At 58.4% G+C, this 16097-nt stretch carries 15 protein-coding genes; 4 read left to right on the top strand and 11 right to left on the bottom strand.

All coding sequences use genetic code 11. The features are described from left to right. Positions 1-12: 12 nt before the first annotated feature. The 9 genes from hbdH to ACIOWA_RS03950 form a co-directional block, all read right to left on the bottom strand. Positions 13-786 (bottom strand): 3-hydroxybutyrate dehydrogenase, encoded by a 774-nt coding sequence (gene hbdH / locus ACIOWA_RS03990; RefSeq protein WP_401158340.1) that lies wholly within the window; start codon positions 784-786, stop codon positions 13-15. Positions 787-793: 7 nt separating this feature from the next. Continuing rightward, positions 794-2185, bottom strand: a complete 1392-nt coding sequence (locus ACIOWA_RS03985) for a GntP family permease (RefSeq protein WP_401158338.1) — start codon at positions 2183-2185, stop codon at positions 794-796. 276 nt (positions 2186-2461) lie between these two features. Next, complete coding sequence (locus ACIOWA_RS03980; protein WP_339433147.1) at positions 2462-3877, bottom strand: sigma 54-interacting transcriptional regulator; 1416 nt, start codon at positions 3875-3877, stop codon at positions 2462-2464. A 168-nt stretch (positions 3878-4045) separates the two neighbouring features. After that, positions 4046-5620: an ABC transporter ATP-binding protein gene (locus ACIOWA_RS03975; RefSeq protein WP_401158335.1), complete on the bottom strand. Its 1575-nt coding sequence runs from the start codon at positions 5618-5620 to the stop codon at positions 4046-4048. Positions 5621-5629: 9 nt separating this feature from the next. Continuing rightward, positions 5630-6652, bottom strand: a complete 1023-nt coding sequence (locus ACIOWA_RS03970) for an ABC transporter permease (RefSeq protein ID WP_339433149.1) — start codon at positions 6650-6652, stop codon at positions 5630-5632. Then, positions 6652-7713, bottom strand: a complete 1062-nt coding sequence (locus tag ACIOWA_RS03965; RefSeq protein ID WP_339433150.1) for a microcin C ABC transporter permease YejB — start codon at positions 7711-7713, stop codon at positions 6652-6654. Before ACIOWA_RS03965 ends, ACIOWA_RS03970 begins: the two co-directional genes overlap by 1 nt. Next, positions 7713-9581: an extracellular solute-binding protein gene (locus ACIOWA_RS03960; RefSeq protein WP_339433151.1), complete on the bottom strand. Its 1869-nt coding sequence runs from the start codon at positions 9579-9581 to the stop codon at positions 7713-7715. The genes ACIOWA_RS03965 and ACIOWA_RS03960 overlap by 1 nt, the downstream gene beginning before the upstream one ends. A 133-nt stretch (positions 9582-9714) precedes the next feature. Next, positions 9715-9996 carry a peptidylprolyl isomerase gene (locus ACIOWA_RS03955; protein ID WP_401158331.1) on the bottom strand — a complete coding sequence of 94 codons (282 nt, stop codon included), beginning with the start codon at positions 9994-9996 and terminating at the stop codon, positions 9715-9717. A gap of 96 nt (positions 9997-10092) precedes the next feature. Next, positions 10093-10962: a triacylglycerol lipase gene (locus ACIOWA_RS03950; protein ID WP_339433153.1), complete on the bottom strand. Its 870-nt coding sequence runs from the start codon at positions 10960-10962 to the stop codon at positions 10093-10095. A gap of 334 nt (positions 10963-11296) precedes the next feature. Here ACIOWA_RS03950 and ACIOWA_RS03945 point away from each other — a divergent pair, with 334 nt between their 5' ends. Continuing rightward, positions 11297-12376, top strand: a complete 1080-nt coding sequence (locus ACIOWA_RS03945; protein WP_339433154.1) for a hypothetical protein — start codon at positions 11297-11299, stop codon at positions 12374-12376. A 53-nt stretch (positions 12377-12429) separates the two neighbouring features. On the opposite strand, the gene ACIOWA_RS03940 is transcribed toward ACIOWA_RS03945, so the two are convergent. Continuing rightward, positions 12430-13503 carry a 3-deoxy-7-phosphoheptulonate synthase gene (locus ACIOWA_RS03940; RefSeq protein WP_339433155.1) on the bottom strand — a complete coding sequence of 358 codons (1074 nt, stop codon included), beginning with the start codon at positions 13501-13503 and terminating at the stop codon, positions 12430-12432. Positions 13504-13837: 334 nt separating this feature from the next. Then, positions 13838-13966 (bottom strand): hypothetical protein, encoded by a 129-nt coding sequence (locus tag ACIOWA_RS03935; RefSeq protein WP_339495980.1) that lies wholly within the window; start codon positions 13964-13966, stop codon positions 13838-13840. Between the two features lie 160 nt (positions 13967-14126). Between ACIOWA_RS03935 and ACIOWA_RS03930 the strand changes: the two genes are divergently transcribed. From ACIOWA_RS03930 to uvrY, 3 genes are all read left to right on the top strand, one after another. After that, positions 14127-14888: a carbon-nitrogen hydrolase family protein gene (locus ACIOWA_RS03930; protein ID WP_401158328.1), complete on the top strand. Its 762-nt coding sequence runs from the start codon at positions 14127-14129 to the stop codon at positions 14886-14888. Next, positions 14885-15328 carry a GNAT family N-acetyltransferase gene (locus tag ACIOWA_RS03925; RefSeq protein ID WP_401158327.1) on the top strand — a complete coding sequence of 148 codons (444 nt, stop codon included), beginning with the start codon at positions 14885-14887 and terminating at the stop codon, positions 15326-15328. Before ACIOWA_RS03930 ends, ACIOWA_RS03925 begins: the two co-directional genes overlap by 4 nt. Before the next feature lie 127 nt (positions 15329-15455). After that, positions 15456-16097: a UvrY/SirA/GacA family response regulator transcription factor gene (gene uvrY, locus ACIOWA_RS03920; protein ID WP_016984198.1), complete on the top strand. Its 642-nt coding sequence runs from the start codon at positions 15456-15458 to the stop codon at positions 16095-16097.

The following is a 16097-nucleotide window of genomic DNA, read 5'->3' as shown; positions in this document are numbered from 1 at the left end:
AGGTATCGCGGCTTATTGCGCCAACCACCCACCATCAATATTCCACGCCGCGCCGCGCACCTGGCTGCCAGCCTCGCTGCACAGGAACAATACCAATTCACCCAAATGCCGGGGCGTGACGAACTCCAGCGATGGCTGCTTCTCGGCCAGCAAATCATGCTGCGCCTGCTGTGGGTCAACGCCTTTGGCCGCGCGGTCATCAATTTGCTTTTGCACTAGTGGCGTCAACACCCAGCCCGGGCAGATGGCGTTGCAGGTGACATTGCTGGTCGCGGTTTCCAGGCCCACCACTTTGGTCAGGCCGATCACCCCGTGCTTGGCCGCCACATAGGCAGCCTTGCCGGTGGACCCGACCTGGCCATGTACGGACGCGATGTTGACGATCCGCCCCCAATCTTTGGCACGCATGCCCGGCAAGCTCAGGCGAGTGCTGTGAAACACCGAAGACAGGTTGATCGCAATGATCGAGTCCCAGCGCTCAACCGGGAATTCTTCCACGGCAGCGACATGCTGGATGCCGGCGTTGTTGACCAGAATGTCGACGCCACCGAATTCGCGCTCGGCGTAGGCGATCATGTCGGCAATCTGTGCCGGGTCGCTGACATCGGCCGGATGATGGCCGACCTTGCCGCCGAATTGGCCGACTTCGGCGATGACTGTGGAGGCATCACCGAAACCGTTGAGGATCAGGTTGGCGCCAGCCTTGGCCAGGCTCAGCGCGATGCCCAGACCGATGCCGCTGGTGGAACCGGTCACCAGTGCGGTCTTGCCCGTAAGAGTCGTCATGAATACCTCACACAATGCCAGTGGCGTAGAAAGTGCCGATCACTACGAAAACCGCCAGGGTCTTGATCAGCGTAATACAGAAAATGTCTTTATAGGCTTCACGGTGCGTCAGGCCCGTCACGGCCAACAGCGTGATCACCGCACCGTTGTGCGGCAGGGTGTCCATGCCGCCGCTGGCCATGGCGGCCACGCGGTGCAGCACTTCCAGTGGAATATTCGCTGCGTGCGCGGCGCTGATGAACTGCTCGGACATCGCCGCCAGCGCAATGCTCATGCCGCCCGACGCGGAGCCGGTAATACCCGCCAGCAGGGTGACGGTGATGGCTTCGTTGACCAGCGGATTGGGGATCTGCTTGAGCCAGTCGGCCAGCACCAGAAAGCCCGGCAACGAAGCAATCACCGCACCAAAACCGTATTCGGAAGCGGTGTTCATCGCAGCGAGTAACGCGCCGCTGACCGCGCTTTTGCTGCCTTCGGCCAACTTGCTGCGAATCGCCTTGAACCCGAATACCAGCACCATCACGATACCGATCAGCAACGCGGCCTGGACTGCCCAGATCGCTGTCAGTTTGGCAATTTCGGTGGTGACGGGCGTGGCCATGCCCGGCAGCGCGAGGCTGTGGGTCTTGCCGTACCACTGCGGAATCCACTGAGTGAACAGCAGGTTCATGATGCCCACCGCCAGCAACGGTGACAGCGCAATCCACGGGTTGGGCAGCTTGAGGTCTTCAGCCGTTTCCGGCTCATTGCGCAACGCCGTGCCGTAACCTTCACCGGCACGCTGGGCCTTGTTGCGTTGGCGCTGCAGGAACAGCATGCCAGCGCAGAACACGAAGATCGTGCCGACCAAACCCAGCCACGGCGCCGCCCATGCGGTGGTGTTGAAAAAGGTGCTGGGGATGATGTTCTGGATTTGCGGCGTGCCGGGCAGGGCGTCCATGGTGAACGAGAATGCACCAAGGGCGATGGTCGCCGGGATCAGGCGTTTGGGAATATTGCTCTGGCGGAACATCTCCGCCGCAAACGGATAAACCGCAAACACCACCACGAACAACGAAACGCCGCCGTAGGTGAGCAGTGCGCAGACCAGCACGATCACCAGCATGGCCTGCTGGGTGCCTAGCAGGCGAATGGCGGCCGCGACGATCGATCGCGAGAACCCCGACAACTCGATCAACTTGCCGAACACGGCACCGAGCAGAAAAACGGGGAAGTACAACTTGATGAAACCGACCATTTTTTCCATAAACACCCCGGTAAACGCAGGCGCTACGGCGGAGGGGTCGGTGAGAAGGACTGCGCCGAGGGCGGCAATCGGGGCAAAAAGAATAACGCTGTAGCCGCGGTAGGCCGCCAGCATCAGCAACGCGAGGGCTGCCAAGGCAATGATCACATTCATGGTGTGTCTCTCCAGAATTGTTATTTTTGTGGGTGAAACGGGTGTGGGAGAGGCTATAGCGAGTTTTGTGCCAGGTTCGTAACGTATTGAAATGTATGGGTTTAATGAGTTTTCAGAAGGGTGGAAACAATATCTAGTCTATGTTTTGAGATTTTTATGGGGTGTGCGGGTGTCTTCACTGGCAAGTCTGCTCCTGCAGACGCAGTGATCAGCCTGTGGGAACTGGGTTGCCAGCGGTGCTTTGAATTTTGTCTTTCTTCAGAGAGTTAAGTCTCTTTATTGAGACTCTGTGATCCCCAGCGCCAGCATTTTCTTGTACAGCGTCGACCGCCCGAGCCCCAGCCGAGCCGCTGCCTCCGGCACCTTCCCCGCGCATTGCGCCAGGGCAGATTGAATCAACTGTCGGTCAAACCGTTCTCGCGCCTGAGCGAATGTTTCCTCGGTCAGCGCTTCAACCGTCGGCGTCGTCGCACGTTCAACCGGAGTAAACGTGCCGACAGCCGCACGAATGTCACTCTGCGTCAGCATCAAGTCATCACTGAGCAACGCCGCCCGCTCCAGCACATTGCGCAACTCGCGAATATTGCCCGGCCAGGCATGTTGCCCCAGTAATGCCAACGCTTCACGGTGCAGTTCATGCTGACTGCGCAGCTCTTCGAGAATGGCTTCGCTGAGCGCGGGCAAATCGTCGAGTCGTTCACGCAGCGGCGGCACCTGGATCGGCAGCACGTTGAGGCGGTAATACAAGTCCGCGCGAAACTCGCCGCGCTTGATCGCTGCTTGCAGGTCGGTGGAGGTCGCCGCGATCACCCGCACATCGCTCTGGATCACTTCGTTGGAGCCTACAGGTTCGAATTCCTTTTCCTGCAACACCCGCAGCAATTTGCTTTGCAGCGGCAGCGGCATGTCGCCGATTTCGTCGAGGAACAACGTGCCCCCCTGAGCAATCTGCAGCTTGCCGGTGCGGCCCTTACGGTCGGCGCCTGTGAATGCGCCAGGGGCGGTACCGAAAAACTCGGCTTCGAGCAGCGCCTCCGGAATCGCCGCGCTGTTGATGCTGACGAAAGCTTTGTGCGCCCGGGGCGAGGCGCTGTGAATCGCCTGAGCCAGCAGCTCCTTGCCGGTGCCGGTTTCACCGAGTAGCAGGACGGGCGAATCAGCACTGGCGCTGCGCCGCGCACGGCGTTTGACTTCGAGGCTGGCCGCACTGGTGCCGATGAAGTGGGCAAAGTTGTATTTGGTCTGACGTGCGCGCAGCAGTGAGCGGGTCGAGGCGAGTTCTTCCTGCATGCTCAGGTAGCGCTTGAGCATCGGGGACAGTGTGCGCAACTCATCGAACAGGGCGAAGCCTATCGCGCCGATGACTGTGCCGGCGTCGTCGTGAATCGGCAGACGCATTACCACCAACGGTTCTTTTGGCGTGTCTTGCATGTCGAGCAAAATCGGCCGTCCGGTGCGCACCACTTCACGCAAGAGGCTGCTGGGGATCACACTTTCACAAGGCTTGCCGATCGCGCCTGCGGCGGACTCCAGGCCAAACCGCCGGGCGTAACGCTCGTTCATCCAGACGATGTTGGCATCGCGGTCGACAATCACCGTGCCTTCGCTCGATTGCTCGATGATTTCGAACAGCGAGCGGATCGCCAGGGTGCGAACCCGTTGGTAGTCCTTGAGGCTTTCGGTGGTGTTCATGTGCAGACTGATCCTGATTGTGTGTTGCCAGTACCGGCCCTTTCGCGGGCAGCCCGCACCCACAGGTTTCACGGGCGTTCACAAGTTATGTCTACAACAGAAGACTCTGTGGGCGCTGGCCTGCCAGCGATGTTCTAGAAACGGTTTCAAGTTGTGCGCCGATTATGCCTACCTCGAATGCGCCGCCGCCAACAACTCTTGGGTGTACGGATGCTGCGGCGAATCAAACACCTCATGACTGGCGCCGCGCTCGACCACTTTGCCGTCCTTGAGCACAATCATGTCGTGGGCCAAGGCGCGGACCACCGCCAGGTCGTGGCTGATGAACAGATAAGTGAGCCCGTACTTTTCCTGAAGATCGCGGAGCAGGGCGACCACTTGTTTCTGCACCGTACGGTCCAGTGCCGAAGTCGGTTCATCCAGCAGGATCAGCGCCGGTTTCAGCACCAGTGCGCGGGCGATGGCGATGCGTTGGCGTTGCCCGCCGGAAAACTCGTGGGGATAGCGATGTCGGCTCTGCGGATCGAGGCCGACCTCCTTGAGCACGCGGATCACTTGCTCGTCGCATTCATCGGCGGTGGAATCGCGATGCACCTCCAGGCCTTCGCTGATGATCTGTGCCACCGACATTCGCGGGCTGAGGCTGCCGAACGGATCCTGAAACACCACCTGCATCTGCCGACGCCAGGGTCGTAGCTGCTTCTGATTGAGGCTGTCGAGTGCTTCGCCCTGGAAGCGGATGCTGCCCTTGGAGTCGAGCAGACGCAGGATCGCCTGACCCAGCGTCGACTTGCCCGATCCGGACTCGCCGACGATCCCCAGCGTCTTGCCGCGCTGGATGTTCAGGCTGATGCCGTCTACCGCACGCAGATACTGTTTGCGCTGAAACAGCCCGCCACCGACGACAAACTCAACCCGCAAATCTTTGACTTCCAGCACATTCTCGCGCTCATCCCTAGGCAGTGCTTCACCTTCGGGTTCGGCGTTGAGCAGGATGCAGCTATAAGGATGTTTGGGCTCGTTGAACAGGGTTTCGCACGGCGCCTGCTCGACGATCTCCCCGGCCTTCATCACGCAGACGCGCTGAGCAATGCTGCGCACCAGATTGAGGTCGTGGCTGATCAGCAGCAGCGACATCCCGAGGCGGTGTTGCAGGGACTTGAGCAACAGCAGGATTTTGCGCTGCACGGTGACATCGAGGGCTGTGGTCGGCTCGTCGGCAATCAACAGTTCCGGTTCGCACGCCAGGGCCATGGCGATCATGACCCGCTGGCGCTGCCCACCGGACAACTGATGCGGATACGCCTTGAGCCGCTCTTTGGGTTTCTGGATGCCCACCAGTGCGAGCAGTTCGAGAATGCGTTTTTGCGCCGCTTTGCCACCGAGGCCGCGATGCAGCAGCAGGGTTTCGCCAATCTGCTTTTCGATGGTGTGCAATGGGTTGAGCGAGGTCATCGGCTCTTGAAAGATCATGGCGATGCGGTTGCCCCGCAGTTCACGCAGAACCTTGGGATCAGCGCCGATCAGTTCCTGTGCGCGATAGCGAATGCTGCCGGTGGTTTGCGCTTCGGAATCGGGGAGCAATTGCAGAATCGAATGGGCGGTTACCGATTTGCCCGAGCCCGATTCGCCCACCAGCGCCAGGCACTCGCCGGGGCGGATGTCCAGACACAGGTCGCGCACCACGGTCTGACCCTGGAAGGCAACGTTGAGGTTTCGTATTTCAATCAGGTTGTCAGTCATGGTCACGCTTCAGGATCGTGGGTCGAATGCGTCGCGTAACGCTTCGCCGATGAACACCAGTAGGGAGAGAATCAGCGCCAGGGTGAAAAACGCCGTCAAGCCCAGCCACGGTGCTTGCAGATTCTGTTTGCCTTGACCGATCAGCTCGCCCAGCGAAGCACTGCCGGCGGGCATGCCGAACCCGAGGAAATCCAGTGCAGTGAGCGTGGAAATCGCCCCGGTCAGAATGAATGGCAGATAGCTGAGCGTGGCGTTCATGGCGTTGGGCAGAATGTGCCGGACAATCACCTTGCGGTCACTCAAACCCAACGCACGCGCAGCTTTGACGTATTCCAGATTGCGCCCGCGCAGGAACTCGGCACGCACCACGTCGACCAGCGCCAGCCATGAAAACAGCGCCATGATCCCCAGTAGCCACCAGAAATTCGGCTCGACGAAACCGGAGAGGATGATCAGCAGGTACAGCACCGGCAGCCCCGACCAAACCTCAAGCAGTCTTTGCCCCAGCAGATCGACCCAACCACCGTAGTAGCCTTGCAATGCGCCAGCCGCAATACCGATCAATGCGCTGACAAACGTCAGCATCAGCGCAAACAGGATCGACACCCGAGCGCCAAAAATCACCCGTGCCAAGACATCCCGCGCCTGATCGTCGGTGCCCAGCCAGTTGACCGATGTCGGCGGACTTGGCGCGGGTTTGTCCAGGTCATAGTTAGGCGTGTCGTCACTGAACGGGATCGGCGGAAACAGCAACCAGCCGCCGTCCTTGTGGATCAGGTTCTGTACGTAGTCGCTGCGATAATCGGCCTGGAACGGCAGTTGCCCGCCGAACGCCTGTTCGGTGTGGCGCTTGAATACCGGGAAATACCATTGGCCCTGATAGCTGACCACCAGCGGCTTGTCATTGGCGATCAGTTCGCCGCCCAGGGTCAAGATAAACAGACCGATAAACAGCCACAACGACCACCAGCCACGGCGGTTTTTCTTGAATCGCTCGAAACGGCGACGACCCAGCGGGGAGAGATTGAGCATCAGGCGTTCCTCGCGGAAAAATCAATGCGCGGATCCACTAGCGTGTAGCACAGATCACCGATCAGTTTTATCAAGAGGCCGAACAGGGTGAAGATGAACAGCGAGCCGAACACCACCGGATAGTCCCGCGAGACAGCCGCTTCGTAGCTCATGCGGCCGAGGCCGTCGAGAGAAAAAATTACTTCAATCAGCAGAGATCCGGCGAAGAACACGCTGATAAAGGCTTGGGGTATGCCCGACACCACCAACAGCATCGCATTGCGGAACACATGTCCGTAGAGCACCCGGCGCTCGCTCAGGCCTTTGGCCCGGGCGGTGACCACGTATTGACGCGTTATTTCATTGAGGAACGAGTTCTTGGTCAGGATCGTCAAGGTCGCGAAACCACCGATCACCAGCGAGGTCACCGGCAACACCAGGTGCCAGAAATAATCGGCGACTTTGCCCAGTGTCGACAGCGATTCGAAGTTGTCCGACACCAACCCGCGCACCGGGAACCAGTTCAGCGAGGTGCCACCGGCAAACAGCACGATCAGGAACATCGCAAACAGGAACGCCGGCATTGCATAGCCGATGATGATCGCCGTGCTGCTCCAGATATCGAAATGACTGCCGTGATGCACGGCTTTGCGAATGCCCAGCGGGATCGAAATCAGATAGGTGATCAGCGTCGCCCATAGTCCGAGGGAAATGGTGACCGGCATTTTTTCCAGGATCAGGTCGGTGACCGTGGCACCACGGAAAAAGCTTTTGCCGAAATCCAGTTGCGCGTAGTTCTTGAGCATCAGCCACAGACGCTCAGGGGCCGGTTTGTCGAAGCCGTACTGTTTTTCGATGTCCTTGATCAGTTGCGGATCGAGGCCACGGCTGGCGCGTGAAGTGCTCATGGTTTCGCTTGAGCCGCCACCGACGTTGCCGCTGCCACCGATGCCTTGCAGATGCGCAATGGCCTGTTCGACCGGCCCGCCGGGCGCGGCCTGAATAATCACGAAGTTGACCAGCAGGATGATCACCAGCGTCGGAATGATCAGCAGCAGGCGCCGCAGTATGTAACCCCACATCAGTGCGGTCCTCCGGGTCTGGCGCGTGTGATTTTTTCAGCGGTCATCTGTTGATTGGTCAGCGGCGTCCGGCTGATTTCCCACCAGCTCTCGATGGCTTCGTCATTGCTGGCCTGAACCGATGGAATGCCGAAACGATTCCACCAGACTGTCGACGTTCCCGGCGGGTAGTAGTTGGGGATCCAGTAGTAGTTCCATTGCAGTACCCGGTCCAGCGCGTGGGCGTAGTGCAGCATGTCGGATTGGGTCGAGGCGCGGATGAGTCCGTTGATCAGCGTGTCGACTGCCGGGTTCTTCAACACCATGTAGTTGTTGGCTCCCGGATCGTTGGCCGATGCTGAGCCGAAGTAGTTGAGCAACTCGCCACCTGGGGACGAGCTGACGGGATAACCGGTGACGATCATGTCGTAGTCGCGACTCATCAAGCGGTTGACGTATTGCGAGGAGTCGATGCGACGGATGTTGAGGTCGATGCCGATCTGTTTGAGCGTGCGTTTATACGGCAGCAGCAGGCGATCCATGCCGTTCTGGCTGACCAGAAAAGTGAAGCTGAGCGGCTCGCCCTTGGCATTCACCAGTTGATCGCCATCGGGTCTCCAGCCGGCTTGCTCCAGCAGTTCGAGAGCTTGCAGCTGTTTATCACGGATTATTCCACTGCCATCGGTTTTCGGCGCTTCAAAGACCTTGGTGAAGACCTCTTCGGGAACCTGTGCGCGTAGCGGTTCAAGAATCTTCAACTCAGCGGCATCTGGCAACTTCCGGGCCGCCAGGTCCGTGTTGGAAAAATAGCTCTGCTGGCGGATGTAGAGGTTGCGCATCATCTGCCGGTTGCTCCATTCGAAATCCCAAAGCATGGCCAGAGCCTGACGCACGCGACGATCCTGGAACATGGGCTTTTGCAGGTTGAACACAAAACCCTGAGCTGACTGCGGTGCTTCGGTGGCCAAATGGGCCTTTTGCAGGCGCCCGTCGCGCAGGGCGGGGCTGTCGTAGCCAATCGAATAACCGGTGGCGGAGAACTCACGGTTGTAGTCATAGGCGCCGCCGCGCAATACCTGGCGGGCGACGTCGGTGTCGCCGAAGTACTCGATGCTGAAGTGGTCGAAATTGTAGAGGCCGCGACTGACGGGCAGATCTTTGCCCCACCAATCGGGATTGCGCTCGAACGTGATGCTGCGCCCGGAGTCGACTTTGCCGACCCTGTAAGGGCCGCTGCCCAACGGCGGTTCATATCCGCCGCCGCCGGCGAAGTCACGACTCTTCCACCAATGTTCGGGAAAGACCGGCAGGGTCGCGATATCCAGCGGCAGGGTGCGGTTTTCGTTGTTCTTGAAATCGAAACGCACCGTCAGCGGAGCTTCCACTTCGACGCCTTTGACGTCAGCGAACTGCGTGCGATAACGCAGGCTGCCCTGAGTCATCAATAGATCGTAGGTGTAGCGCACGTCTTGGGCCGTGATCGGTTTGCCGTCGGCGAAACGTGCCTTGGGATTGATGAAGAAGCGCAGCGACAGGCCGTCGTCGGAGCGCTCGATCTTTTGCGCGACCAGACCGTAGACCGTGTACGGTTCGTCCATCGAGCGCTGGGCCAGCGGCGAATACAGAAGGCCGTCGATCTGGGTGACACCGATGCCTTTGTCTATATAAGGAAGAATGTGGTCGAAATGGCCGATCTCGATCGCCGAACGGCGCATCGTTCCGCCCTTGGGGGCCAGTGGGTTGGTGTAGTCGAAATGACTGAAACCGGCAGGATATTTGGCGGGCTCGCCATAGACGGTGAGCGCATGTTGCGGTGTCGCGTTTGCACCAGCGGCGCCGTAAAGCAGGGCGAGGGCGGTGAGCATCAATGTGGGGAAAACCAGTCGCATTGTCAGCCTTGGAACCGGGTAATCGATAAGCGCAAGTTGTACGCGAGAGGCGCGCCAGTCGCCAGCCGTATGTGTTACTGAAACACAACGGCCCGCCAAAAGGCGGGCCGTTGAACAACCATCAGGCGACGGATCAGTCCTGACGGCTGGTGACTTCCAGCAGGTGATAACCGAACTGGGTTTTCACTGGGCCTTGCACAGTGTTGATCGGCGCGCTGAATACCACGGTGTCGAATTCCTTGACCATCTGGCCTGGACCGAACGATCCCAGATCGCCGCCTTGACGCCTGGACGGGCAAGTGGAATTGACTTTGGCGACTTCGGCGAAATCGGCGCCGCCTTCGATCTGGGCCTTGAGTTCGTTGCACTTGGCTTCATCGGAAACCAGGATGTGGCGGGCAGTGGCTTTAGCCATGAGAAAACTCTCCAATCTATTTCAGTAAAGTGTGGAGCCTACCGGATTCAGTGAGCGAATTCTCGGCAAAGTTCCGTTCGGTCGTCTGCAGTTTGATTACAGATTCGCCGCTTGCAGGCGTGAGGCATGTTCAACGTAAAGTTCAATCGGGTCTGGCGGCACGATGACGGCCACGGCCGGGCGGCGCAGGCTGGCCAAGTGATCCAGAGGATAGTCGGAACGGATGACCTGGCCCAGGTGAGAGCTGAAACGCCCGACGAAGCCGTCATTCTGTTCCCCTTCAGTTATGAAATATTGTGACAGCGCCCGGCAAACGCCTTGAACCGGGTCGAGAGTTGGCAGGCCGGCTGCCGGCAGGACGCCGCTCCAAGAGTAATAGTGCACACCATTGACCTGGGCCGGACCGTGCCCGCCCCAAGTGGTGGGCAGTCCCTGCGGAAACTTGTCGTTGAAGTCGCCCACACCTTCGGTTGTGAGCGCCTTTAGCGCCGCCAACGCGCTCTGCGGCAGCGTGATATTGCCGCTGAGCATCGAGAGAAAGTCGGCAAACAGTGTCGCCACATTCTGTGCGACGGCCTCCGGCAGCCGACCTGGAATCAGTGCCTTGCGCAGGAAATCAGCCAGCTCCGATCCGTGGTTCGGGCCGCTGACCGAAGTCACCGAGGCTACCGCGTGTGGCGCGAGCGCCGCAGCGTATCGAGCAGCCAATGCTCCCTGGCTATGCCCTATGAGGTTGACTTTACTGGCGCCTGTGCCTCGCCGGACACGATCAATCTGGGCGAGCAGTTGCTCACCCCTCACTTCGTTGTTGTGGGTGGCGGAGAGGTGCGGAACGAACACTCGGTTGTTAGCCGTTTTCAGAGCGTCCTTGACGTCATGAAACAGCTCGAAATGGCCGATACGTTCGAACCCGAACAGGCCGTGCACCAACAGGATGGGATAACGAGTTGTAGCATTCCGTTGCATGTTCTTACCTTTTCTCAGAAGTTTGTCGGGAAATCTGTGGGCCACTCTAAAACACACAACTCGTTGAAGAAGTACGAAGAGGCTTCACTAGGCCGTTGAATCTGGACTAGAGGGCGTACGAAGTTTCGGATGTTTATGAAATCCAAATCGGAAGTTCTGGCCGTCTTCCGCCTGACAGAAGTTGATTTTGCGTTACTTGCCTACCGCAGTTGCGGCTTTTGCTCTATGGCTGCGACGTATTGGGCTGATAGCGACGGGATGAGCAATCGCGTTCAATGTTGGCTGTCGACGCCGTCAATGAAGGCAGCGTTATATCCAAGGAATGGAGCTACGAATGAACACTCATGAAATCGAGTTTTGCTACCGGATGCGTCACCACGCCAGTCCCGGTACGACCAATGAACTGTTGCCTGCAGCAATGCTCGATTCTCTGGAGGGGGCCGTGCTCGATCCTTCGCTGAGCGAAGTCGTCGTACGTATCGCACCTTATGCAAACATGGCGAATGGGGATCAGTTGCTGTTGAGCTGGGACGGTCTGGATATCGAGGGCTTTGTTTATCAACATGAAATGGTTCGCTTTGTCAGCGAAGCCCAGGTAGGCAAAGACGTCATTTTCGTTGTCAAAGGTCTGCACATCGCAGCGCTGGATGGCGGTTCGCTGGAGGTCTACTGGACACTTGTCAGCGCAGGTCTGTCTGAACCTGCATCTTCTGCCCGTTTGCAGTTGACCGTAGGGGATGCGCGACCGCAGTTGCTGGCTCCCTGTATCGCTGGCGTTGTTGGTGGAGCGCTGGATCCGGCGCGCGCAATGGAAGGCGCGCTCATCAGTCTCCAGCCTTACGCACGGATGGCCGCAGGCGATCAGGTCACGTTGATGTGGTCTGGAGACGCATCACCGCTGTCGTTCAAGGATCGACTGAAGGTCGAAGCCTTCGCTGTCGCAGACATCCTGTCATTCTGGGTTGCTCCTGAATACATCGCAGCTCATCTCGGTGGCGAAGTGACGGTGCGCTATCGAGTCGAGCAAGCGAGTGGCGCGATGCGCGAATCGGAGCCTGCAAGAGTTCTCATCACCCCGTTCGTGCATGGCGACCTGGATGCGCCCGACGTGCTTGAGGCTGATGACGGGGTGCTGTCGATGGCAGATTCAATTGACGGTGTCACCGTGGTGATTGGCAATGCCCGGACACAAGAGGGTGAGTTGGTCTACCTCAAGTGCGATGGTGATTTTTTCAATCATCGGGATGACCGTGAAATCACTCGGGAAACCGCTGGCAAACCGCTGATTTTCATCGTGCCGCATCGTTTCTGGCGAGAGCATCTTGGCTCGACTGTACGGGTTGCCTATTCGGTCGAGCGGCTGGACGATGTCAGTCATGAGTCGGTGGCGACACTGGTGCGCGTAGAAACATAACTGCAACACGGCCTGCCCTCCGGCTTTGAATGAGCCGCAGGGCAGGTTTGCAATCACGCTCTGGCTTTGGCGCCAAGACGCCGAGCGGCATCAAGCAGCAATCGTTCCGTGGCGCTGAAACCGAGGCAGCCATCGGTGATCGAAACGCCGTAGCGCAGCGATCCACTCAGCGGCTGACAGCCTTCGAACAGATGAGACTCCAGCATCATACCGATCAGGGAGCGATCGCCGTGCAAGCGTTGTTCAAGTACTTCGTTGAAGACGGCTGGTTGACGCAGCGGATCCTTGCCACTGTTGGCGTGACTGCAATCGATCATGATCCGGCTCGGAATATTCAAACGTTTCAGGTCGGCGTGAATGCTTGCCACGCTATCGCGATCGTAGTTAGGCCCCTGATGGCCACCGCGTAACACCAAATGGGTATCCGGGTTGCCGGGCGTCTGAATAATCGCCGGATGCCCCTGGCTGTCGACCCCAAAGTGGCGATGTGGATGGGCTGCCGAGCGCATGGCATCCACAGCAACGGCTGCGCCACCGTCGGTGCCATTCTTGAAGCCTACCGGCATGCTCAAGCCGCTGGCCATCTCGCGATGGATTTGTGATTCCGTCGTTCGTGCGCCAATGGCAACCCAACCGAGCAGGTCGTCGAAGTATCCTGCCGCCATGGGCTGTAACAGTTCGGTCGCTACGGGCAAGCCGAGGCTGATCATTTCCAGCATCAGTGTGCGGGACATCGTCAGGCCGCCGGCCATGTCGTCACTGCCATCCAGGTGCGGATCGTAAGCCAGGCCTTTCCAGCCGACAGTAGTGCGCGGCTTCTCGACGTACGCACGCATCACCAGCAGCATCTCGTCGCTGACATCTTCAGCCAGTCGGGCGAGTTTGCCCGCATATTCAATGGCGGACTCAGGGTCGTGGATAGAGCAGGGGCCTACGATGACCAACAGGCGCTGGTCTTTACCATTGAGGATCGCGCGAACCGCCTGGCGGTGGGCGGCGACCTGTCGGCTCAAGGCATTGCTCAGGGGCAATTGCTGTTTGAGTTGCAACGAACTGGGCAGGCGCAGCGTCAGCGCTTCGTTGGCAGAATCGAGTGACAGTGGCAGAGCAGAAACGGACGAGTTCATATGTGTTCTTCCTGGGCTGGCGGCGGTTCTTCCCGCTCGCTCGGCCCTACTGGGGTGTTCGACAATTGGCCGGATTGGCTACGTGTGCGTGTTTGCCACCTGTTGGTGACCGATCGGAGGCGGCAGGCTGTCCCGAGCGGAGGCTGGTAAATCGCCAGGCGCTAAAGCTGTCGTAACGGTAATAAGTGGCGTAGTTCATTTCGTGAATCCTCAAAGTGTCTGGTGCGTTGCTGAAAAAGTTTGGGCCTGAAAAAACAAAACCCCCGGTCGGGGAGCCGACCGGGGGTTGAGAAATCTCTGGTAGGCGACCCGTTTTCATGGGCGCCGGTGGGTATCAGGCGCGCCAGTGGCTAAACCAATACCCAAAATAAAAGCTGACCGAAGCGCAAACGTCTTTCGCCTGGGCAGCCACAACCGAGCGCAGGGCGCTGGCGGTACGAAGCTGTAAGAGGGCGTTGAACATGGTTTGTCTCCGATGAATGCGCCGAGCTTACTAGAGGCCGATACGCCATATCAATCAGAAAATGCTATCGCATCACTCACAAAACGCCTATCGCTTGAGTGCTGCAAGGGTTGTGACACACTCCGCGTTTCGCCTGATGACCAAGGAAGAATGACGAACCATGTCGACACTCACCATTGCTGCCGCCCAGATAACGTCGATAAAGGGGGATCTTGGCGCAAACATTGCCCGTCACAGGCGTTTTATCGAGGCCGCGGCGCAGCAGGGCGTCGAATTGCTGGTGTGCCCTGAATTATCGCTGACCGGCTATGAAGGGGAAAAAGCGGCTGCGTTGGCCATTGACCCGCAAGGCTCTGTGCTCGAGCCGTTACGGTATTTGGCCCGAAAGCTCGGCATCACGACTGTCGTCGGTATGCCAATACGGCTGGAAGGGCGTTCGGCGGTATTGATCGGTGCGCTGGTCCTGGGTGCCGATGGCTCGCTTGAGGTGTACAGCAAACAACATCTGCACTCGGGTGAGGAGATTGTCTTCGTTCCCGGCCACGGAGGGCCGGCCTTGAGCATTGGCAAGGATACGGTTGCGCTGGCGGTCTGCGCCGACTTCTCTCATGCCAGTCATGCCGCAGCGGCCGCTGATCGAGGCGCGAATCTTTACGCTGCGGGTGTCTTGATCAGTGAGAAAGGTTATGTAGCAGACACCGCGCTGCTTGCGGGTTATGCCAGGCAACACAAGATGGCTGTGTTGATGGCCAACCACGGCGGCCTCACCGGCGGATGGCAGTCAGCAGGGCGAAGCGCGATCTGGTCCGAGGAGGGTTCGCTGATTGTTTCGGCGCCGGGGGCGGGTGATCTTCTGGTGGTTGCCCGTCGCGATGCAGGTGAATGGCGGGGTCAGGTCGTTGCCATTTCGGAGGCTCAATGACATTCCAGCTCAGGCGTGCGACTTCAGAGAACCTGGCGTTTTCGCGAAATCTCACTTGTCAGAACATGCTGCGCTATTACATTCACCATGACCTGTTGTGGCAGGACGAAGCGTTTGACGCGGCCTGGTCGGGGCGCGAGAACTGGCTGATATTAGTGGCTGATACACCTGCAGGATTTTTCAGCCTCAGCCGGGATGCGCGGGCCCTGTATATTCGCGAATTGCAAATTGCTGAAGCCTTTCAGGGGAGGGGCGCGGGTTCCTGGGCAATTGATCAGGTTATTGGCATGGCCCGTCAAGAAAAGCGTCCGGCTTTGCGCCTGACGGTGTTTGAAAATAATCCAGCGAAAAATTTGTATCAGAGAAAAGGACTGCGAGTACAAGGCGAAGACGAGTGTTTTCTGCGCATGCAGTTGGATATCAGTACACCTGTGCTCTGAAACCCACGGCCGGCAAGCCTTCTATGATGAATTGAAACTTTTTTAATGATGCTTGCCGCTAGGTCTGTCGGACACTTTTTGCTAAGGTGTCCGGCATCCCAATAAGACCATATCGCGAGGTGTCTGCTTGATTAGGGTGCTAGTGGTCGATGACCATGATCTCGTTCGTACAGGCATTACACGAATGCTGGCCGATATTGATGGTCTGCAGGTGGTTGGCCAAGCCGAGTCCGGGGAAGAATCCCTGATCAAGGCCCGAGAGTTGAAGCCCGATGTGGTTCTGATGGACGTCAAGATGCCTGGCATCGGCGGCCTCGAAGCCACGCGCAAACTGCTGCGCAGTCATCCTGACATCAAGGTGGTCGCGGTTACGGTGTGTGAAGAGGATCCTTTTCCTACACGATTGCTGCAGGCCGGCGCTGCGGGTTATCTGACCAAGGGCGCGGGGCTGCCGGAAATGGTGCAGGCCATTCGCCTGGTTTTTGCCGGCCAGCGCTATATCAGCCCGCAAATTGCACAGCAATTGGCGATCAAATCCTTTCAGCCGTCCAATGATTCGCCTTTCGACGCCTTGTCCGAGCGCGAGATTCAGATTGCGTTGATGATTGTTGGCTGTCAGAAAGTACAGATCATTTCCGACAAATTGTGTCTGTCGCCGAAAACCGTGAACACCTATCGCTATCGCATTTTCGAGAAGCTTTCGATCAGCAGCGATGTCGAGTTGACGCTGTTGGCGGTTCGTCACGGCATGGTCGATGCCAGCCTCTGA

It is taken from the genome of Pseudomonas sp. NPDC087614, assembly GCF_044743485.1.
In the GTDB taxonomy this organism is placed as follows: Bacteria; Pseudomonadota; Gammaproteobacteria; order Pseudomonadales; family Pseudomonadaceae; genus Aquipseudomonas; species Aquipseudomonas baetica_A.
The sequence above is the reverse complement of the archived record's forward strand: the minus strand, read 5'-3'. Positions and strand labels throughout refer to the sequence as shown.

Excerpts from the sequence above, each read along its gene's own strand:
- ACIOWA_RS03965 (WP_339433150.1), bottom strand. The coding sequence starts at position 7,713 with ATGTGGGGTTACATACTGCGGCGCCTGCTGCTGATCATTCCGACGCTG.
- ACIOWA_RS03930 (WP_401158328.1), top strand. The coding sequence starts at position 14,127 with ATGTCGACACTCACCATTGCTGCCGCCCAGATAACGTCGATAAAGGGG.
- ACIOWA_RS03975 (WP_401158335.1), bottom strand. The coding sequence starts at position 5,620 with ATGACTGACAACCTGATTGAAATACGAAACCTCAACGTTGCCTTCCAG.
- hbdH (WP_401158340.1), bottom strand. The coding sequence starts at position 786 with ATGACGACTCTTACGGGCAAGACCGCACTGGTGACCGGTTCCACCAGC.
- ACIOWA_RS03945 (WP_339433154.1), top strand. The coding sequence starts at position 11,297 with ATGAACACTCATGAAATCGAGTTTTGCTACCGGATGCGTCACCACGCC.
- ACIOWA_RS03955 (WP_401158331.1), bottom strand. The coding sequence starts at position 9,996 with ATGGCTAAAGCCACTGCCCGCCACATCCTGGTTTCCGATGAAGCCAAG.
- ACIOWA_RS03925 (WP_401158327.1), top strand. The coding sequence starts at position 14,885 with ATGACATTCCAGCTCAGGCGTGCGACTTCAGAGAACCTGGCGTTTTCG.
- ACIOWA_RS03935 (WP_339495980.1), bottom strand. The coding sequence starts at position 13,966 with ATGTTCAACGCCCTCTTACAGCTTCGTACCGCCAGCGCCCTGCGCTCG.
- ACIOWA_RS03960 (WP_339433151.1), bottom strand. The coding sequence starts at position 9,581 with ATGCGACTGGTTTTCCCCACATTGATGCTCACCGCCCTCGCCCTGCTT.
- ACIOWA_RS03950 (WP_339433153.1), bottom strand. The coding sequence starts at position 10,962 with ATGCAACGGAATGCTACAACTCGTTATCCCATCCTGTTGGTGCACGGC.
- ACIOWA_RS03980 (WP_339433147.1), bottom strand. The coding sequence starts at position 3,877 with ATGAACACCACCGAAAGCCTCAAGGACTACCAACGGGTTCGCACCCTG.
- ACIOWA_RS03970 (WP_339433149.1), bottom strand. The coding sequence starts at position 6,652 with ATGCTCAATCTCTCCCCGCTGGGTCGTCGCCGTTTCGAGCGATTCAAG.
- ACIOWA_RS03940 (WP_339433155.1), bottom strand. The coding sequence starts at position 13,503 with ATGAACTCGTCCGTTTCTGCTCTGCCACTGTCACTCGATTCTGCCAAC.
- ACIOWA_RS03985 (WP_401158338.1), bottom strand. The coding sequence starts at position 2,185 with ATGAATGTGATCATTGCCTTGGCAGCCCTCGCGTTGCTGATGCTGGCG.